Annotated in this window: 15 protein-coding genes and 2 pseudogenes; 5 read left to right on the forward strand and 12 right to left on the reverse strand. The window is 71.2% G+C overall.

The annotated features are described in order from the left end of the window. Nucleotides 1–52 precede the first annotated feature (52 nt). The 3 genes and pseudogenes from AC5WS8_RS30290 to AC5WS8_RS30300 form a co-directional block, all read right to left on the reverse strand. Nucleotides 53–751 carry a hypothetical protein gene (locus tag AC5WS8_RS30290; RefSeq protein ID WP_496106691.1) on the reverse strand — a complete coding sequence of 233 codons (699 nt, stop codon included), beginning with the start codon at nucleotides 749–751 and terminating at the stop codon, nucleotides 53–55. Between the two features lie 313 nt (nucleotides 752–1064). Further along, nucleotides 1065–1917 (reverse strand): annotated as a pseudogene (locus AC5WS8_RS30295) (tyrosine-type recombinase/integrase); the annotation flags it as partial. A 311-nt stretch (nucleotides 1918–2228) separates the two neighbouring features. Beyond that, the gene (locus AC5WS8_RS30300; RefSeq protein WP_496106692.1) at nucleotides 2229–2627 is read right to left on the reverse strand and encodes a hypothetical protein; all 399 of its coding nucleotides are present in this window, start codon (nucleotides 2625–2627) and stop codon (nucleotides 2229–2231) included. A gap of 85 nt (nucleotides 2628–2712) precedes the next feature. On the opposite strand from AC5WS8_RS30300, the gene AC5WS8_RS30305 reads away from it, so the two are divergent. Both AC5WS8_RS30305 and AC5WS8_RS30310 read left to right on the forward strand, forming a co-directional pair. Continuing rightward, the gene (locus AC5WS8_RS30305; protein WP_496106693.1) at nucleotides 2713–3030 is read left to right on the forward strand and encodes a WXG100 family type VII secretion target; all 318 of its coding nucleotides are present in this window, start codon (nucleotides 2713–2715) and stop codon (nucleotides 3028–3030) included. Nucleotides 3031–3052: 22 nt separating this feature from the next. Beyond that, nucleotides 3053–3793 carry a hypothetical protein gene (locus AC5WS8_RS30310; RefSeq protein WP_496106694.1) on the forward strand — a complete coding sequence of 247 codons (741 nt, stop codon included), beginning with the start codon at nucleotides 3053–3055 and terminating at the stop codon, nucleotides 3791–3793. Nucleotides 3794–3799: 6 nt separating this feature from the next. Here the strand turns inward: AC5WS8_RS30310 and AC5WS8_RS30315 are convergent, their stop codons facing one another. The 7 genes and pseudogenes from AC5WS8_RS30315 to AC5WS8_RS30345 all read right to left on the reverse strand — a co-directional run bounded on the left by AC5WS8_RS30315 (nucleotide 3800) and on the right by AC5WS8_RS30345 (nucleotide 11116). Beyond that, the gene (locus AC5WS8_RS30315; protein WP_496106695.1) at nucleotides 3800–4390 is read right to left on the reverse strand and encodes a hypothetical protein; all 591 of its coding nucleotides are present in this window, start codon (nucleotides 4388–4390) and stop codon (nucleotides 3800–3802) included. Between the two features lie 315 nt (nucleotides 4391–4705). Continuing rightward, on the reverse strand, nucleotides 4706–5203 hold the full coding sequence (locus AC5WS8_RS30320) for a S8 family serine peptidase (protein WP_496106696.1): 498 nt from the start codon (nucleotides 5201–5203) through the stop codon (nucleotides 4706–4708). Nucleotides 5204–5390: 187 nt separating this feature from the next. Continuing rightward, nucleotides 5391–5653 (reverse strand): annotated as a pseudogene (locus AC5WS8_RS30325) (site-specific integrase); the annotation flags it as partial. Nucleotides 5654–5876: 223 nt separating this feature from the next. Then, nucleotides 5877–6227 (reverse strand): ArsR/SmtB family transcription factor, encoded by a 351-nt coding sequence (locus AC5WS8_RS30330; protein ID WP_496106697.1) that lies wholly within the window; start codon nucleotides 6225–6227, stop codon nucleotides 5877–5879. Between the two features lie 389 nt (nucleotides 6228–6616). Beyond that, nucleotides 6617–7042 carry an ATP-binding protein gene (locus AC5WS8_RS30335; protein ID WP_496106698.1) on the reverse strand — a complete coding sequence of 142 codons (426 nt, stop codon included), beginning with the start codon at nucleotides 7040–7042 and terminating at the stop codon, nucleotides 6617–6619. 137 nt (nucleotides 7043–7179) lie between these two features. Continuing rightward, nucleotides 7180–8892, reverse strand: coding sequence for a SulP family inorganic anion transporter (locus tag AC5WS8_RS30340; protein ID WP_496106699.1), 1713 nt, complete (start codon nucleotides 8890–8892; stop codon nucleotides 7180–7182). A gap of 280 nt (nucleotides 8893–9172) precedes the next feature. Beyond that, nucleotides 9173–11116: a hypothetical protein gene (locus AC5WS8_RS30345; RefSeq protein ID WP_496106800.1), complete on the reverse strand. Its 1944-nt coding sequence runs from the start codon at nucleotides 11114–11116 to the stop codon at nucleotides 9173–9175. Nucleotides 11117–11780: 664 nt separating this feature from the next. Here AC5WS8_RS30345 and AC5WS8_RS30350 point away from each other — a divergent pair. The 3 genes from AC5WS8_RS30350 to AC5WS8_RS30360 all read left to right on the forward strand — a co-directional run bounded on the left by AC5WS8_RS30350 (nucleotide 11781) and on the right by AC5WS8_RS30360 (nucleotide 15293). Beyond that, complete coding sequence (locus tag AC5WS8_RS30350; RefSeq protein ID WP_496106801.1) at nucleotides 11781–12152, forward strand: phage holin family protein; 372 nt, start codon at nucleotides 11781–11783, stop codon at nucleotides 12150–12152. Next, complete coding sequence (locus AC5WS8_RS30355; protein WP_496106700.1) at nucleotides 12149–12640, forward strand: DUF3618 domain-containing protein; 492 nt, start codon at nucleotides 12149–12151, stop codon at nucleotides 12638–12640. Before AC5WS8_RS30350 ends, AC5WS8_RS30355 begins: the two co-directional genes overlap by 4 nt. Nucleotides 12641–13226: 586 nt before the next feature. Continuing rightward, nucleotides 13227–15293: a SpoIIE family protein phosphatase gene (locus tag AC5WS8_RS30360; protein ID WP_496106701.1), complete on the forward strand. Its 2067-nt coding sequence runs from the start codon at nucleotides 13227–13229 to the stop codon at nucleotides 15291–15293. 222 nt (nucleotides 15294–15515) lie between these two features. Here AC5WS8_RS30360 and AC5WS8_RS30365 read toward each other — a convergent pair whose 3' ends face one another. Together AC5WS8_RS30365 and AC5WS8_RS30370 are read right to left on the reverse strand one after the other, a co-directional pair. Next, nucleotides 15516–17522 (reverse strand): beta-galactosidase, encoded by a 2007-nt coding sequence (locus tag AC5WS8_RS30365; protein WP_496106702.1) that lies wholly within the window; start codon nucleotides 17520–17522, stop codon nucleotides 15516–15518. Next, nucleotides 17519–18832: a glycoside hydrolase family 36 protein gene (locus AC5WS8_RS30370; protein WP_496106703.1), complete on the reverse strand. Its 1314-nt coding sequence runs from the start codon at nucleotides 18830–18832 to the stop codon at nucleotides 17519–17521. The genes AC5WS8_RS30365 and AC5WS8_RS30370 overlap by 4 nt, the downstream gene beginning before the upstream one ends. Nucleotides 18833–18837: the final 5 nt, after the last annotated feature.

Here is an 18837-nt window from a genome sequence, read left to right on the forward strand (position 1 = left end):
ACAGGGATCAACGACCCGGAACACCTACCGTTTCGGATCAATAAAGTGGAGCTCAGCTCCCACCCTGCAGTGCGCTACTGATCTCCAGAAGGCGCCCCTCGGGCAGAGCGAATGCGTTGCTTGGGTTTCGATAGGAGTGCCCACCGTCGTTGATCCAGACGCCGCCCGCCGACCTCCACCGAGCGGGAGCCCATTGGCCCTGGTTCTCAAGGAGCATCCTTGCCACCTCAGCGGGCTCTTCCATCAGGGTGAGAGCCGCGAGCGACGTGGTGAGAGCCACGGCTGCATCGTCGGGAAGTAGCACGTCGCCGAGTGTGGGGAAGAGCAGCAAGAGACGGGCGTCAGCATCACCAATGCCTTCTGTTGCCGACTGCCGGGCAGCGGACAGCAGTTCCGGCCAGGCCATGCCGGGCCCCATGAAGTGACCGTCGACCACAGCGAGGGTTTCCGCTTCGGACCAAGCCGGCTGATGGATCAGATAGTCCACGCCCCATCCGTCCACGACGTTGCGGTAGACGATGTAGATGGTGTGACCGGAGCGCAGCGGCACACTGAACACCGGCCACTCATGCTCGGCGGACAGTGTGCGATACAGCTCCATGGCCGCATCCCAGTCGGCGCCGAACGCGGCTCGTTGTGCGTCCTCCCCACGCAGGCAGGAGCCCAGGTGCACAGGCCAGAACAACGGGTCGTCCAGGTAGGCGTCGCCCCGCACCAAGGGGCCGCCTTCGTATCCGGGGATCTTGAGCACGTGCAGATGATGACACGCGGGACAGCCACCGTGTCAGGAGCGAGGTTCGGCCCTCTTCCGTCTCAGTTTCCGTCTCATTCAGCGCCGGTCACGGCCGTTCAGACGAGACCAGGGGCGGTAGCCGCCCAGACCGACCGGCCGCCCATGAACGCAGGTGAACAGCCCCGCCCAAGGCGCCCGCGGCCACCACCACAGTTGGAAAGCGTGTTGGGGGCAACCCCTCACGAGTTCGAATCTCGTATCCTCCGCAGCCGCCTGAACAGGCGAAACGAAGCGGCCCCGCTGATCACAGTGGGGCCGCTTCGTTGTTCACTCAGTCGTCGTTGTCCTGGTTTCTGTCCACAGGGGGCGTTTCCAGGGGTCCCCAGATGGCATCGGCGATCTTCTTGGCCACGTCCTTGAGCATGGCGTCCGGCACATGCGGGTACCTCGCGCGCATGCTCGCGGAGGTGCCCGGCTCCCATCCCGTGATCTGATCGATGACGCGGTCCGGGACTCCGAGCAGCATGAGCACGGTGGCGGCCGTGTGCCGGGCGTCGTGCAACCGGGCTTTCCGGACTCCCGCGTCTTCCAGCAGCCGCTTCCAGCCGTGATAGTCCGTGTTCGGGCTCAGCGGGCCGCCCAGCGGCTTGGTGAACACGTAGTCCGACTCGGCCCACAGGTCGCCAGCCGCCTTGCGCCCGCGCTCTTGCGTCTCGGCGTGGGCCCGGAGCATGGCGACCAGCGGGCCGGGCAGGGGCGCGGCGCGGCGGCCGGCGCGGGACTTGGTGTTGGTCTCGCGCCGGACCTGCATCTTGTCCGGGCAGTAACCCGCCTTCGCACGGCCGCGTGGTGAGGCTTCCGGGCACCCGTGCTTGTACTGGGACGCAGACGGTCCGGTGCAGCTTCAGGTACTCGTTGGCGAGGTCGACGTCAGACCAGCGCAACCCGAGCGTCTCACTCTGCCGTAGCCCGAGCCCCAGTGCCAGCATCCAACGTGCGCTGGTCCGGCGCTTGTTGGCTTTGAGCAGCAGGCACTGAACCTCTTCCACGGAGTAGGGCTCTCACTCCGATTCGTCCTCTTCCATCCGGGGAGGCTTCGCCAGCGCAGCAGCGTTCTTCGCCGCGTAGCCGCGCCGTACCGCTTCCCCGAGCGCGGTCCGGGCGGTGCGGTGCGCCTGGTCTGTTCCACCCGAACCTGGTCCTTGAAGGGGTTGGGGTGCGCGTCGCTGTCCACGCGGCCGACAAGGGCGCGGTCCGGGCCGGCGGCGTCCTTGGCCGTCACCAGCCCCACGAACGTCACGTCAGGTCCGCGCTCCGGTGGTGCGCGCGCACAAGGACGGGAAGTACGACGGTGTGCGGCGGTACGAGGTACACGCCGGCCGGGGCTCGATCAGCCCATCGGCTTGTGGGGAACCTCGGCGCCTGGGCTGCCGACCGCTTCCAGCCGGCCTCGCCGCGTGAAGGGTGAGGTCCGGCATCTGCCTCCGAGAACGCTTCACAACTGCCAGCCACGGCCATGATGTCGCGCTGCCGCCCCCTTCTTACCCGTTCCCCGCTCGCTCTGCCGCTCAGCTTGTTCCCGGTCGATCTCCTTCTGGTACTCGTCCAATTGCCGCTGGCCCTCGGCTTCTGCAGCTCGGCGCTCTTCAGCGCTCATCTGCTCGTACGCACGCATTCCCAGCGCGGCCCTCTCGTGCAGCGCCTCCCGGTAGGTGCCCGTCCGCATCGCTTGGCGCAACCCGACCCTGCCGGCCAGCACTTCGCGGGCCATCTCCCGCACGGTTTCGTCTCCGCTACCGGCGAGCTTCTGCAGCGACCTGCGCAACGCCCGCGCTCGAGCCGGGTCCTTGGCGATGTCGAGGAATTCCTCGTCACCGACCTCGCGTCCATCCATGAGCACAGCTCCTCACATGGGGCTTCCTGCACAGCGTTAGAGTAGCTGGCGGCTATGGAACGCAAGCATGTCGACGGGGTGAGGAATGACGTTCGCGGTCAAGCCGGATGACCTTGACGGGTACAGCCGCCAGGTGGAGCGTGCAGCCGAAGACGTACGTCAGGCGCAGGAGTACCTCAAGAAGTACGGCGATATGGGGGCCGTGACCGGGCAGGGGCTGTTCCTGTGGGCGACCGGCATGCATGCGCAGGCCATGGACGGGGTCGACGACGTGGTCACGCGACTTCACGGCATCCTGACCGCCAGCGCAAAGGAGCTGTCGAAGTCCGCGGACTACTACCGCACAACCGATCAGGACCAGGCGTCGAAGCTCGACGCCACTTACCCGCCGAGCAAGCGCTGACGTACCTGGAGACATCGCTCAGATGAGTTTCACAGACGTTGTCGAACCGGTCGACAACCTCAAAGCACCCGGCAAGCCCGAAGAGTTCTCCAAGGGTATTGTCGGCGACACCGTCAGCACGGTGAGCGATTTCCTCAGCCCCAGCGAATGGGCACTCTCGACGATTCAGTTCGTCTTCGGTTTCAACCCCTTGGAAGAAGCCATCGCCTGGTTCACCGGCGACTGGGAGTCGTACGTCAAATGCGGTGAGATGTGGGCGAACACAGGCAAGCTCGCCAAGGACGTGGCAGCGAACCTGAATTCCGGCAGCAAAGAGCTGGACGCGACGTGGAACGGCAACGCGGCCGACGCCGCCTACGTCTACTTCAGTGAGCTGGCGAAGAAGATCGACTCCTTGGATGGTGACCTGAAGGAGATTCAGAACGCTTACAACGATGTCGGCCTCGCCGTGGCCAGGGGCGCGGACCTCATCAAGGGCCTGCTCGAACAACTGGCGGATGAGGCAATCATCGCCGAGGCCGAGCTCGCGGCGGGCACGCTGCTGGCCGAGACAGGTGTGGGCGCTGTCGTGGGCTACGCGGCTGCTGCTCTGGAGATCGCCGAGATGATCAAGACGTGGGGACGTATCACCGAAGCCTACAGCGCTGTCCAGCAAGCCGTGGATGTGGCCACGACCGCCAGTGGATTGGTGGTCGGCAGGCTCAGCGTCGCCCTGAAAAGCTTTCCCGAGCCAGGGAAGAGCTACGACAATCCCGCGGTGTAGTCGCTCTCAGCTCAGGAGCCCGGCCAGCAGCGTCAGGAGGAGACAGACGCCAGCACCGGCGAGGCCTCCGCGAACGAACCACTTGCGCACCAGGCCGACCCTGGTTCCTGATACCGCCCGGGTGATCACGGCGACTTGCATTCCGCTGCGGGGGAACATGCCTGTGGCGGCGAACGCCATGCCGAACGCCGCCACGAGCCAGCCGAGGAAGAACACGGCGATCCACCGGGTCGTCTCGCCGAAGCCGACCTTCACGTACCAGTCCCCGGCCTGCTGCACGGAAACCTTGCTCCCCGGTTGCACCTTCGCCCGGATGCTCGCCTGATCGTCAACGACCTTGCCGTTGTCGGACCTGAAGGTCCCCCCGCATACCGTGGTGTCGCTGGAGCTGCGGCTACCTTGTTTGACCCAACAGCGCTCCACGGTCAGAGTGCCATGGGTCCCGACGACGCCGGCCGCGTGGGACGCGTTATAAAGGCCGATCCCGAAGACCACCAGAGCGAGAACGAAGAACAGTCCTCCGAGAGCACGGCCCATGACGCCAGGTCGGGGGAGCGTCGTGATCGGCGCGAGCGGCGTCAATTCTGGCTGCGCCACTACGCGCCCTCTCCCCCGTCGTACTCGTCGGCCGGTGTCGTGGGACAGTGCGACTTCGCACACGCACCGACCGTGTCGCGCTTCCTCATACCGCCCAAGTAAACCAGGACGCCGGCCCGGTGCGCAGTCGCGGTGCGGCTGCCCCCGTGCCTATGACGTTCGAGGTCTGGCACACAAGCACCAAGTGGTGTTCTCCTCCTTGAGCTGCGGCCGTCCCAGCCCGGTCGGCCGCGGCAAGAAGGCAAGAACTCCCGTTCGCCGAAGGCCAAGAACGGACTGCCGCCCGCCAGGAGCCTTGCTCTTCGTCCATGGGAATCAACCCGGGAACGTTCCCTGAGGCTGGGGCATGCCGTGAGCGTCGGCCGAGTGTTTGCGCCGGCCCCACGTTGCGAGGAGCACACCGCCGAGCAGGGACACGAACCCCCCGCCGGCAGCGACCAGACCCGTCGTCCACAGCCCCTGCGCCGGCGGCGCGTCCTTGGTCTTCGGTGTGCCGACCGGAGTCGCCAGGTGCAGCTTGCCCTTGTACGCCACCGGAGCTGTGCCGTCCTCGGGGGGTGAGGCAGCGGCCTTGACCGCCGCGGCCGCGTTGATCGGTCCGTAGCCGAGCAAGGCGCTGTTTCCACCCGCTGGGTGATGGGCGGTGGTGCTCAGGATGTCGTTCACTTGCGCCGGAGTCAGCTTCGGGTTCTTCGCGTACATGAGGGCCACGACACCGGCGACCAGTGCACAGGCCGGCGAGGTTCCGTCGATCGCCTCGTAGCCGCCCGTGTTCGTGGCGCCCTCCCGGCCGACGCCAAGCCACACGGTCACAAGTACGCCATCGATGCCGTGCTCGCTGTCATCGCACGCCAGCAGAAGGGGCAGGTCACCGTCTTCACCTCGGACGTGCACGACCTGGAGAAGCTCCTCCCGGACACCGCCGTCGTCAAGAAGGTATGACCCGGCGCCCTGGTCTCAGTTCTGGTCTCATTCATACCCGTCCAGCACCGTCCACCGCCCTCCACCGGGTGCGCATCCGCGCCGCTCCTCCAGTCTCCCAACCCGTGATCGCCTCGGTCACGACCTCCGGGACTCCGAGGATCAGGAAAACGGCCGCGGCGGTGTGGCGAGCGTCGTGGAGGCGACGTTGTGCACGCCCGCATCCCGGAGAAGCCGCTTCCAGACGTGAAAGTCGGTGTTCGGGCTCAGCGACCCGCCGATTGGCGAGGCGAAGACGTACCCCTTGTCCTCCCGGTCCGGACCGGCCGCGATCCGCTCCCTGCCCGGTACCTTGAACGCCGGGCTTGGGTGCCAACCCGTTTGGTCCGGGGCTGTGACCTGGGGTTTCGGTGGTGCGGCGACCAGCGCATCCTGCGCAAGCTCGGCTTCACTTCCCGTACCCAGGTGGCCACCTGGGTGCAGGAGCACATCCAGGCCCGGTGATCCCCGGGCACATCGCGTGCACGGTGACACGGGGGAACCGGCCGCCGCTCAGGGGCCGCTGTCACGACGGCGGCTTCCCCTCGCCCTGCGCGGCCTGCAGATCGGCGAGCAGCTCGGCCTGGCCGGCCAGCACCCCGGACAGGATGGTCCGCGCCACCCGCAGCAGTTCGGCGACGTGCGGACTGGTCAGCGAGTAGTGCACGGTCGAGCCCTCCTTGCGGGTCTTGACCAGGTTCGCCCGCCGTAGCACGGCCAGCTGCTGCGAGAGGTGGGCGGGCTCGATGCCCACCTCGGGCAGCATCTCCGCGACCGCGTGCTCGCGTTCGCTCAGCAGTTCCAGGACGCGGATGCGGGCCGGGTGGCCGAGGGTCTTGAAGAACTCGGCCTTCAGCTGGTACAGCGGCGTGCTCACCGGGCCGGCCCCTCCCCCGTGCAGCGGCACGGCACTATCGGCCACGGCTCGGCGCATCGCATCCACCCACTCGTCAAGAACATGCGGCCCATCCTCGCCTGCCGCCCCGGCCGGACCGAATCCGCGCCGGGAAAGCGGGCCGCGGAATCCGGCAGTGACGACCTCCGCGCCGCGGCCCGCCCCTGCGAGACGGCGAAGCGGCTTCGGCGGTCGCGGTCCGGCCCTCGGCCGGCCGACCGCGCAGCTCGCCCGGGCCCGCCCGGGGAGCGGCGGACGCGTCCGGTCCCGGGTGGCCGGCGACGGAGAGGACGCGGACGTTCTCCTCAACGCTGTGACGCCGGTCGACGGTCATCGGGGATCTTCCTTGCGTGCGGCTCGTCGGGGTCGGGTCAGAGGGGGAGGGTGACCCGGATGCCCTTGCCCAAGCCGTCGGCATCCGCGCGGACCACCGCCGTGCCGTCCAGAGCGAGCACGAGCTCCATGACGGTGCTCAGACCTCCGTGGCCGGCGCCGGTGGCCGCCCCGTACAGCAGAGGCTGGTAGGGGTGGCGGTCGTGCACGGCGAAGGCCAGGCAGTCCGTGCCGGCCGCGTAGATCACGGTCATCGTGGGCGAGAGGACGGCGGCGTGCCGGACGCTGTTGGTGACCAGCTCGCTCAGGATCAGCAGAGCCGGGCCGACGGTGGGATGGTCCAACCCGATCCCCCACTCGACCAGGGCCTGCTCGGCGGTCTCGCGGGCGAGGCGGACGGCGGACGGTTCGGTGGGCAGCGTGAGCACGTGCCGGTGGGGCAGGGCCTCGAGTCGCGTGGACATCGCTCACGCCTCCGCACGGGTGAGCCGGCGGCCGGTGACGGGCTTCGCGCCGGCTGCCACAGGCCGGTGCCCTCCGGCAGGAACAGGGCCGCCACGCCGGAGAGCTCGACCATGTGGAAGGGGGACGGCAGGGGTACTCATCGCAGGGCTTCCTCGCTGGAGGACCGGGGCTTCCGTGCGGGAAGCGGGGGCAGCGCTCCGGCCGTCCGAAGACGGTCGCGAGCGGCACGGATCGCGTCGGGGGTGGTGGCGTACTCCCCGCCCTCGTGGCGCAGCAGGTCCAGCGCGCCGACAGAGTCGAGGACCTGGCGCTGGCCGGGCCGTATGCCGGAGGCGAGGACGCTGATGCCACGGCGCCGCAACTTCTCCACAGCGTCCTTGAGGACGAGGGCGCCGGTGGCGTCCATCGTCGACACCCGGGACATGCGAAGGACGACGACCCACACGTCGGCGACCTCGGTCAGTTCCAGCAGGAAACGGTGGGCGGCGGCGAAGAACAGGGGTCCGTCGATGCGGTAGGCGACGATGTGCTCGGCAAGCAGGGCGTGCTCCTCGGCGGTGTGGTCGCCGCGTTCGAGCGGCACCTGGTCGAAGCGGGCCTGCTTCGCGACGGCACGCAGGGCGAGGGCGCCCGCCGTCGCCAGGCCGAGGACGACTGCGTAGACGAGGTCGAGGGCCAGGGTCGCGACCGCGGTCAGTACCAGGATCAGCGCGTCCGAGCGGGTGGCCTTGGCCATGGCCCGCAGCGAGCCGACCTCGACCATGCGGATCGCGGTGGCCAGCAGGACGCCCGCCAGCGCGGCGAGCGGGATCTTCGACACCAGGGGTGCCGCAGCGAACAGGATCAGGGCGAGGACGGCCGCGTGGGTGAGCGCGGCCAGCCGGGAGCTCGCGCCGGTGCGGACGTTGACCGCGGTGCGGGCGATCGCGCCGGTCGCGGGTACGCCGCCGAACAGCGGGGCGGCGATGTTGGCGAGGCCCTGGCCGAACAGTTCGCGGTCCGGGTCGTGCCGCTCGCCGACCGTCATGCCGTCGGCGACGGACGCGGACAGCAGGGATTCCAGCGCGGCGAGGGCGGCGACCGCCACCGCCGGGGCGAGCAGGGAGCCCAGGGAGCCGAGCTCCAGGAAGGACAGCGAAGGCGCGGGCAGGCCGGAGGGCAGGGCGCCGATCGGCTTCGCCGCGCCGAGGTGGGCGAGCTGCGCCACGGCCGTCGCGGCGATCACGGCCAGGATGGAGAACGGGGCCGTCGGACGCCACCGGGCACCGACGAGCATGACCGCGGCCACCGCGAGAGCGATGCCGACTGCGGTCCAGTGCGGGGACGCGGTGAACTCCTCGACCGCCCGCCAGGCCACCGGCAGCACCCGGTCGCCCCGGGGCTTGGGCACGCCGAGGGCGTTCGGGATCTGCTGGAGCCCGATCACGCAGGCGATGCCCAGAGTGAAGCCCTCGACCACGGGCGCGGGAACATACCGCACGTAGCGGCCGGCCTTCAGTACGGCCAGCGCCACCAGCATCACGCCGGCCATCACACCGACCGTGAGGACGCCCGTCGGACCGTACGCGCCCACGATCGGAACGAGGACCACGGTCATGGCGCCGGTCGGCCCGGACACCTGCAGACCGGATCCGCCGAACACCGCGGCGAGCGCCCCCGCCACCACGGCGGTCGCCAGGCCCGCCTCGGCGCCCAGACCCGAGGACACGCCGAAGCCGAGCGCAAGGGGCAGCGCGACGATCGCCACAGTCAGGCCGGCGAGCAGGTCCCGGCGCGGATCGCGGCGTATCTCCGCCAGATCGGTGCGACCGGGCAGCAACGCCGTGATCCGGCCCCACCCCAAGCTCACTGCCCTCCTCATGGCGCGGCGACCTCGGCTTCCCCTGTTGAGCCCCGGCCCGGGGCTGGTGCGAAGAGCTGTGCCCGCGGCTACTTACGAGAACAGTAAATACAGCATCTAACCAATTGCGAAATTTTGCAATTCCTCGCGAGGCGCTGTCGCCGTCGGCAGTGAGCCTCCCCGGCAGTGCGTTTCCGGGGCCCGCACCTGCCCCGCGTCCGGCGGGCGGACGCGGATGCCCCGCCCGTCGGGTCGGGCGGGGCATCCGGTGGCGTGAGGGTGGGGGAAGTCAGGGAACCGACCTGTAGGTGTTGCTGGCCCACAGGGCGCCGCCCGTGCCGGGGCCGCCGCCGCTCCTGTAGACGACGAAGTTGCCGTCGCTCTGCAGGAGGGCGTAGGCGCCGGAGTGGCCGTAGGTGTGGCTGGACCACAGGGCACCGCCGGTGCTCGGGCCGCCGCCGCTCCTGTAGACGACCAGGTTGCCGTCGGACTGCATGTACATGTAGGCGCCCGCGTGACCGTAGGTGCCGGAGGACCAGATGGCCCTGCCGTCGTGCTTGCGGTACATCACGACATTGCCGTCCGACTGCACCACCAGGCGGGTGTACCGGGTCTGGGTCCACCAGCCGCCCTTCAGCTTCTGGCCGGACCCGATCGTCGTCGAGCGCACGTTGGTGCCGTCCGCCCACAGGGCGCCGCCGGTGCTCGGGCCGCCGCCGGGACCGTAGACCACGAGGTTGCCGTCGTCCTGCAGCAGCAGGTAGGCGCCGGAGTGGCCGTAGGTGTGGCTGGACCACAGGGCACCGCCGGTGCTCGGGCCGCCGCCGCTCCTGTAGACGACCAGGTTGCCGTCGCTCTGCATGGAGGCGTACGCGCCCGAGTGGCCGGAGGTGTGGCTGGACCAGATTGCCGGGCCGCTGCCCGATCCGCCCGTCCTGAGGTAGGCGACCAGATTGCCGTCGCTCTGCATGGACAGCGTGACGTTCGCGCTGCTCAGCCGGTGCCCGGAGGTCAGCTGCTGTCCGGGCTGGAGCGCGTTGACGCTGTTCGGCCCGCCCCCGAAGGCAGCGGTTCCGTCGGGGGTGCCGAGGCCGGTGGGGCCGTCGTAGCCGGCGCCCGCGGTGCACAGGTAGGTGGGTGAGCAGGTGCCGTTGGAACCCGCGGTGACGTCGTTCAGCGCTCCTGTGTGGCCGTAGGGGTACGAGGAGGGGTAGCTGTTCGCGGTCGGGGTGCCCGCGAGGGCGTAGGTGGCCGCGATGACGGGCGACGATGCGCTGGTGCCGCCGTAGACGTCCCAGCCGGAGGCCCCGTAGGTGTCGTAGACGGCGACGCCGGTGGCCGGGTCGGCGACCGCCGAGACGTCCGCGGCGCTGCGACGGGAGCAGCCGGTGTCCGACTGCCAGGACGGCTTGGGCTCGTCAGCGGAGCATCCGGACCCGGTGCCTTCGGCGGAGTCGGTGGACCACACCGACTCGCTCCAGCCGCGGGCGTTGCTCGCGCGGGAGAGCGAGGTGCCTCCGACGGCGGTGACGTACGGGGAGCTGGCCGGGTACTCGGCGCCGTAGTCGCTGTCACCGGCGCTGACGGTGACAGCGACGCCGGGGTGGTCGAAGTACTGGACGTCCGCGGTGGTCTCGCTCGGGTCCTCGGTGCCGCCGAAGGAGTTGGAGACGTACTTCGCGCCGAGGGCGACGGCCTTGTTCTCGGCCGCTCCGAGGTCGGACATGCCGGCGGAGTTCGCCTCGACGAGCAGGATGTGACACTGCGGGCAGACGGCGCTGACCATGTCGAGGTCGAGGGAGATCTCACCGGCCCATCCGGAGTCCGCGCTCGGGTAGGTGGTACCACCGGTCTGGTCGACCTTGCGGAAGCAGCCGTTCGCGGTGGTGCAGGCGGGGAGGCCGTACTGGGACCGGTAGGTGGCGAGGTCCGACTCGGCGGTCGGGTCGTCGTAGGCGTCGACGATCGCCACGGTCCGGCCCGAACCGGCCGTGGAGGACGGCAGGTTGTAGGCGCTCTGCAGGTCCACGGGACCGTAGCCGGACGGTGTGGTGTTCGGGCTGAGCGTCATGTGCTGGACGATGTCGGTCCTGGCCTCGGCGAGGCACGCCATCTGGCCCGGCTTGGAGGCGTGGGCGCACAGGTGCTTCACGTGGGCCGCCGAGGTGGCCGAGGCCGCCGACGCGGTCACCGTGAGCGGTCCGCCCGCCAGGAGTGCCGCGGCGGAGAGCAGCGCGGCCGCGGCGGAGCCCGCCCGGCGCCTGCGTCTGCCGCGCGGCTGCTCCGCTGTCGCGTGTTCGGCGCTTGAGCGCAAGGAGTTGCCCTTCTGTGGGGTGCCGTCGGGGAGCGTTCGGAGAGCGACCGGTCCGGGATGGTCCGACCGTGACCGTCGTTTCGAGGAGGGCTCGGCCTACGTCCGGGCGACGGCTGCGGCTGCGCCGCCGCGGCCGGTCGACGCCGTGTGACGTGCGCGCGGGGACCGGAGAGATGCCTCGGGGCGGCCGCGGACGGCCGCGGAGGACGTTGCTGACCCCCCGTCAGTGACACCGGAAACACTCCTGGAAACCTTCCCCGACCCAGGGTCCGGTGAGTGAGGGAGGCCGCTGGCGGGGACGTTATCCGCCTTGTTCGACCAGAAACAATCAGGTGATGGTAAATCCTTGATCAGGGTCGGACAGTCGCCGTTGCACGGCGCGGACCGGGGCGACCGGCGTGGCCGAGTTGTGCGCCCTGGAACGGCCCGATCGGGGTACCCGCGAACGCAACCGGACGGTCGGGGCGCCATGGCGCCGGCCGATCGCAGGACGCGAGACGGATGGGTGGTGATCTCCGTGACGAGCACGCAGCCGCACTACGCCGGACACGACCGCAGCGGGAACCGCTCCGGTCGGGAGCCGGTGAGCGAGCTGGTGCAGCGGGCTTCGCAGCAGTTGACGGAGTTGGTGCGCGGCGAACTGAGGCTGGCGCAGGCGGAGATGAAGGAGAAGGGCAGGCGATACGGCAGGGGCGGCGGACTGTTCGGCGGTGCCGGAGTGGCCGGTCTGCTCACCCTGCAGGCCCTGGTGACCACGGTCGTCGCGGCGCTGGCGGTGCCGCTGCCGGTGTGGGCCGCCGCCCTGATCGTGACCGTGGCACTGGGTGTGGTCACCGCGGTCCTGGCCGTGACCGGGAAGAAGCAGGTGGGCCGGGCCGCGCCGCCCGCGCCCGAGCAGACGATCGAGAACGTCAAGGCCGATCTGGCCGAGATCAAGGAGAGTGCGCACCGATGAGCAAGCCGACGGGCGGCGAACGGACCGCCACGGAGACGGGCAAAGGCATGGGCACGAGCACGGAGGAAGTGCGCGTACAGCTCGAGCACAGCCGCGAGGAGCTGGGGCGGACGGTGGAGGCGCTGGCGGCCAGGACCGACGTCAAGGCCCGCGCCCAGGAGAAGGCGGCGGAGGTGAAGGAGCAGGCCACTGCCAAGGCCACCGAGCTGAAGGCCAAGGCTGCCGGCGTCGCGCACCAGGTGCAGGACAAGCTGCCCGACGCGGTCAGGGACAAGGCGACCCGGGCGGTCGGCGAGGCCCGTGCACAGGCTTCCCAGGCCGGTCGGGCGTGGGAGGAGAAGGCCCCCGAGCCGTTGCGGCGGAAGGCGGCGCAGGGGGCCCGGGCGGCGCGCGACAAGCGCACCGTGCTGCTGGTGGCCGCCGCCGGTGCCGCGACACTGTGGCTGGCCCGGCGCCGCGCAAGCCGGGGCGGGGGCGCCCTCTCGTAATCGTTCGCGACGACCGACAGGGGGCGGGGGCGCCCGGTGGCCGTCCCGGGGCGTGGGGTGCGGTCGCCCGGCGGCCGGGGTGCGCGTACGCCCGGCTTCGGCGGACGCCCCGCTGTTGGCGGTGGGCGCCGACCTTCTCGGGCATGTCCGATCACGACGACCGACGCCCGCTGTCGGACCCCTGGCCGCTCGGCGACGGCGAGCGGCCGGGCGCCCGACGCCCGGCCTCGGCGGTGACACCCGCCCACCAGGGCGACGCACGACACACCGCCGACCCCCACCACCGCCACCCAGCACCCACCCACGGCACAGGACAGACACCCCGCCACGCCGCCCCCACACCCCAGCACGCGGCACACGGCCCGCGCCCGACGCCCGCCCGGCCTCCGGTCTCCCGGCTCCGGGGCGCAGGCCCGCCGACGTCCGCACCCCGGAGCCGCCCGGCGCGGATCCGGGCCGGCTCCGTCCCCGGCTGTCCAGGTCACCCGCCCAGGGGCAGCATGGAGATACCGGAAGCCTGATTCAGACGTGGAGCGATGGCCATACAGGGCGCCATGCCGCGCTTGGCAGGCGGAGGGAGGTCCCGATGTCAGCCGAGTCCTTCCCGGTGGACGGCGACGAGTCCGGTCCGGCGCACCCCCGGCGGACCGGTCTGCTGGACGTGCTCAGCGTCGCCGCGGTGGTGCTGGACCGAAGCGGGCGCATCGTGTTCTGGAGCCCGCAGGCCCAGGAACTGTTCGGCTACACCCCCGAGGAGGCGCTCGGGGAGTACGCGGCCCGGCTGCTGGTCCATCCCGAGCACTTCCAGACCGTGCTCGGCCTGTTCGCCGAGGTGATGGAGACCGGCCGGAGCTGGGCCGGGTCCTTCCCCATCCGGCACAAGAACGGCGACACCCGGTTGATGGAGTTCCGCAACATGCGGCTGTGGAACGTCCGAGGGGAGGTGTACGCCCTGGGCATCGCCGCCGACCACACCATCCTCCAGCGTCTGGAGACCGACCTGGCGCTGTGCGAGCGGCTGGTCAACCAGTCCCCGATCGGCCTCGCCCTCATGGACCCCGACCTGCGCTACCTCCTGGTGAACCCCGCCCTGGAGCGGTTCGACGGCATTCCCGCCGAGGAGCACATCGGCCGGCATCTGCGGGAGACCGTACCGTTCGCCGACGTCGACACCATCGAGTCCGCGCTGCACCAGGTGCTGGCCACCGGCACTCCGCTCGTGGACCAGTACCACGTGGGCCGTACCCCCGCCGACCCCGACCACGACCACGCCTGGTCCCTGTCCTTCTACCGCCTGGAGGACCCCGGCGGACGCGTCCTCGGCGCCGCCGCCTCGGTCATCGACGTCACCGAGCGGCACCGCGCGGCCACCGAGGCGGACCGGGCCCGGCGGCGCCTCGCCCTCATCGCCGACGCCTCCGCCCGCGTGGGCAACACCCTGGAGGTGGAGCAGACCGCCCGCGAGCTGGCCGAGGTCGCCGCGCCGGAGCTGGCCGACGTGGCCGCGGTGGACGTCCTCGACTCCGCCCTCGCCTTCCGCCACACCGGCAAGCTGGACAGCGGCCCGGAGCTGTTCCGCGCCCTGGCCCTCAAGGCGGCCCATCCCACCGTGGCCCTGCGCGCCGCCGACTCGCCCGGCGACCTCGCCGCCTACGAAGGCGACCGGCTCGTCACCCTGTGCGTGCACACCGGCCGGCCGGTCCTGGTGCGCCATGTGGGCGAGCACGATCTGCAGCGCATCGCCCGGGACCCCGAGGGCACCACGCTGCTGGCACGCGCCGGGGTCCACTCCTACCTCGCGGTGCCGCTGATCGCGCGCGGCGAGGTGCTCGGCGCCCTCGACCTCAAACGCACCCGCAACCCGCTGGCGTTCGACGAGGACGACGTCGTCCTGGCCACCGAGCTCGCCGGGCGGGCCGCCGTGGCCATGGACAACGCGCGCTGGTACCAGAGCGTCCGCAACACCGCCCTCACCCTGCAGCGCAGCCTGCTGCCCGACCACGCCCCGCACCACACCGGCCTGGATCTCGCCACCCGCTACCAGCCCGCGCAGACCACCAGCGAGGTCGGCGGCGACTGGTACGACGTGATCCCGCTGACCGGTGACAAGACCGCCCTGGTCGTCGGCGACGTCATGGGCAACGGCATCGACGCGGCCGCCACCATGGGCCGGCTGCGCACCGCGACCTGCGCCTACGCGGATCTCGACCTCGCCCCCGAGGTGGTGCTCCAGCACCTCGACAAGATCACCTGCGATCTGGAGCACTACATCGTCACCTGCCTGTACGCGGTGTACGACCCCCACCTGCGGCTGTGCCACATCGCCAACGCGGGACACCTGCCGCCCGCACTGGCCGCCGCCGGCCGTGCCCCGACCCTGCTGAACCTGCCCAGCGGGGCCCCGCTCGGCGTCGGTGGCATCCCCTTCCAGACCACCACCACCGACCTGAACCCCGGCGACCTGCTGGTCCTGTACACCGACGGTCTGGTGGAAACCCGCCACCACTCCATCGACGACCGCCTGAACGTGCTCCTCGGCCTCCTCGACCAGCCCCAGCGGCCCCTGGAGGAGATCTGCGACCTCCTGCTGCACGGCCTGCGCCACCCCGACGACCACGACGACGTCGCCCTCCTCGTCGCCCGCGCCCAGTGAGACCCGGTGATACCAGCGAGGCACCGGCGACCCCGTGAACCCGGTGAAAACGGGGGCCCCGGCCGATCCCGGCCGGGGCCCCTTGACGGTCGCCGTCACCCTCGCGTCACGGACACGGCCGCCGTCCCCCTCGCGTCACGGCCACGGCCACCGTCACCCTCGCGTCACGGCCACGGCCACCGTCACCCTCGCGTCACGACCACAGCCGCCGTCACTCCCGCGTCACGGTCGCCGGGGTTCCCGCACGACCGCCACCTCGCCCGGCTCCACCGTCACCGAGCCGGGCGCCGGCTTGCCCGTCAGCAGCTCCACCGCGTCCTCGGCCACGGTGACCCGCGCGCCGCGACCCGCGTGGTCGATGACGAACAGGTAGTCCGCGGACGGACCCCGCCGCCGGACCACCTCCACGCCTTCGGGGGCGGTCCGCACCGGTTCCACGCCCGCCTCGGTGCGGATGCGGGCCAGCAGGGCGGCGAGGGTCTCCGGGTCGGGCCGGGTGGCCAGGTACCAGGCGGTGCCCTCGCCGTGGGCGTGGCGCGTCACCGCGGGCACACCCTTCAGCGGGCCCTCCTCGTACGACGACACGGCCTCGGCGCCCGCCAGGCGCAGCCGCTCCGACCACAGGGTCGCCGTCCCGCCGCCGCTCAGCGGCACCGTCTCGCCCGGCAGCAGCGGGAACAGCTCGTCCGACCTGACGCCCAGCGCCGTGCGGAAGGCCCCGGGGTAACCGCCCAGCCGGACGTGGCAGTTCTCGTCCACCGCCCCGCTGTGGAAGCCCACGGCGAGGGTTCCGCCGCGCTCCGCGAACCCGGTGAGGTTCGCCGCGCCCGCGTCGTCGACCAGATACAGGCTGGGCGCCAGGACCAGGCGGTAGGGCGACAGGTCCGCGTCGGGCCGGACGAAGTCGACGGCGACGCCCGCGCGCCACAGCGGCTCGTACCAGGCCCGGACCAGGTCCGCGAAGCGGACGTCGGCGCTGGGCTGGGAGGGGAGTTCCAGGGCCCACCGGGCGTTCCAGTCCCAGACGATCGCCACCTCGGCGGTGCCGGTGCTGCCGCGCACCTCCGCGAGGGCCTTGAGGTCGGTGCCCAGGCGGACGACGTCCTGCCAGATCCGGCTGTCCGTCCCCGCGTGCGGCAGCATCGCCGAGTGCCACTGCTCGGCGCCCGCCTTGGAGGCCCGCCACTGGAAGTAGGCGATGCCGTCCGCGCCGTGGGCGACGTGCGCGAGGGCGTTGCGGCGCAGCTCGCCCGGGTGCTTGGCGCGGTTGACGGGCTGCCAGTTGACGGCTCCGGTGGAGTGTTCCATCAGGAACCAGGGGCCGCCCGCCATCGAGCGCATCAGGTCACCGCTGAGAGCGATGTCGATCTGCGACTCCGGGTCCGTGGAGCGGAGGTAGTGGTCGTTCGAGACGACGTCCAGCTCCGGGGCCCAGCGCCAGTAGTCCAGCGCCTCGAAGCTGAAGTTCACCATGAAGTTGGTGGTGGCCGGGATCGAGGGGGCCGCCGCGCTCAGCACGTCCCGCTCGGCCGTGTACAGCGACAGCAGCTCGTCGGAACAGAAGCGGCGCCAGTCCAGCTGGTGGGTCGGGTTGGGGACGGCGCCCGTCGCGCGCGGGGGCAGGATCTCGTCCCAGTCGTAGTACCACTGGCTCCAGAAGGTGGTGCCCCAGGACCGGTTGAGCGCCGTCAGGTCGTCGCCGTACTTGGCGCGCAGCCAGCCCCTGAAGGACGCCGCGCTGGTGTCGCAGTGGCACTCGGCGTTGTGGCAGCCGTACTCGTTGTGGACGTGCCACATCGCGACGGCCGGGTGGTCGGCGTACCGCTCGGCCAGCTTGCCCGCGATGCGCAGGGCGGCCTCCCGGTAGGCGGGGCTGGACGGGCAGAAGGTCTGGCGGCTGCCGTAGGACAGGGTGCGGCCGTCGCGGTCGACCGGCAGCGCCTCGGGGTGGGCCCGGAAGAACCAGGCGGGCGGGGCCGCGGTGGGGGTGGCGAGGTCGGCGGCGATGCCGTTCTCGTGCAGCAGATCGAGGATCCGGTCCATGCGCGAGAAGTCGTACACCCCCTCGACGGGCTCCAGCAGGGCCCAGGAGAAGATGCCGACGCTGGCCATGGTGACCCCGGCCTCGCGCATCAGGCGCATGTCCTCGGCCCAGACCTCCTCGGGCCACTGCTCGGGGTTGTAGTCGCCGCCGTAGGCGATGCCGGGGACGGACAGGGTGCGCTTCACCGGGAACCTCCCGTGAGGAGACGGCGGGTCGTGGCCACGCCCCACGCGTCCAGGGACAGCAGGCGGTCGCTGGAGGCCATCAGGCCTCCGGTGGCCTCGACATGGGCGGCCCAGCGTTCGCGGGTCTCCACCGCGGGGCGCGCCATCAGGCAGTCGGGGTCGTTGATCCAGAGGCGGCCGTGCTGCCACTGGCGTGCCCGGCCGGTGAACTCGGCGGCGGCCTGACCGGGCTGGCTGAAGTCGTCCGCCTCCGGAAGGCGGTGCGGGGCGGTGTCCGGGCTGACCCGCATCGCGTCGAACAGGCCGATGGACGGCAGGATCGGCGCGCCGCAGCCCAGCAGGTACGACTCCGGGCCGATGGCGTCCCGGATCAGGGCGATGCCCGCGCGGTACGCCGCCAGCGGGTCGGCACCGGAGTGCCGTACGCCGTCCAGGGCGCCCGCGTAGAGGAAGTCGACCTTGAAGTAGTCGTAGCCCTCGGTGCGCAGGGTGGCGAAGACGTGCGTCAGGTAGGCCGCCGCGTCCGGGTGGGTGGTGTCCAGGATGTACAGGCCGTGGCCCCAGTTGCGGCCCGCGTGCACGGGCGCGCCCTCGCTGTCCCGGACCAGCCAGTCGGGGTGGGCCGTGGCCGGCTCGCTGTCGGGGGCCACCAGGAACGGTGCGGTCCAGATGCCGGCCCTGCGTCCGCGTGCCCGGATCGTGTCGGCGATGCCGGCGCGGGAGCGGAAGCGGCCGGAGAGGGTGAGCCAGTCACCGAGGGCGCTCTGGTAGCCGTCGTCGATCTGCACCACGTCGACGGGCAGGTCCAGGGTGTCCATCGCCCGCAGGTTCTCGTGGATGTCGTCCTCGGTGACCTCGGTGAAGTACTCGTACCAGGAGCACCACACGGTCGGCGCGGGCCGTGGCGGCGTCACGCCGAGACCGTCGGCCCACCGGGCGAGGACGGACTGGATGTCCGGCCCGGTCAGCTCCTCCACCGGTCCGTCCGCGCTCACCTCGGCCCGGTCGCCGTGCACCTGAAGCCGGATGGAGGGCACGGCGCGGTACGGGTCCGCCGCCGCCCAGAGCCTGACCGGCGTGCCGTCGCCCGGGTCGAGCGCCAGCAGCCCCTCGCCCTGGAAGGTGCCGGAGGGGACGGTGCGGCCGGGGCGGTAGCAGACGGTCGCCCAGTTGTCGTTCGCCGGGCGGTGCGGCTTCTCACCGAGGGCGTAGGCGCCGGTCGGGCTCCAGGACTGCCAGCCCTCCTCGTGGACCCGTGCGCGGGCGACGTCCACGGGCACGGAGGCGAGCGGCGTGAAGGGGTGGGGCACAGTGG

It is taken from the genome of Streptomyces sp. PTL18 (assembly GCF_059510295.1).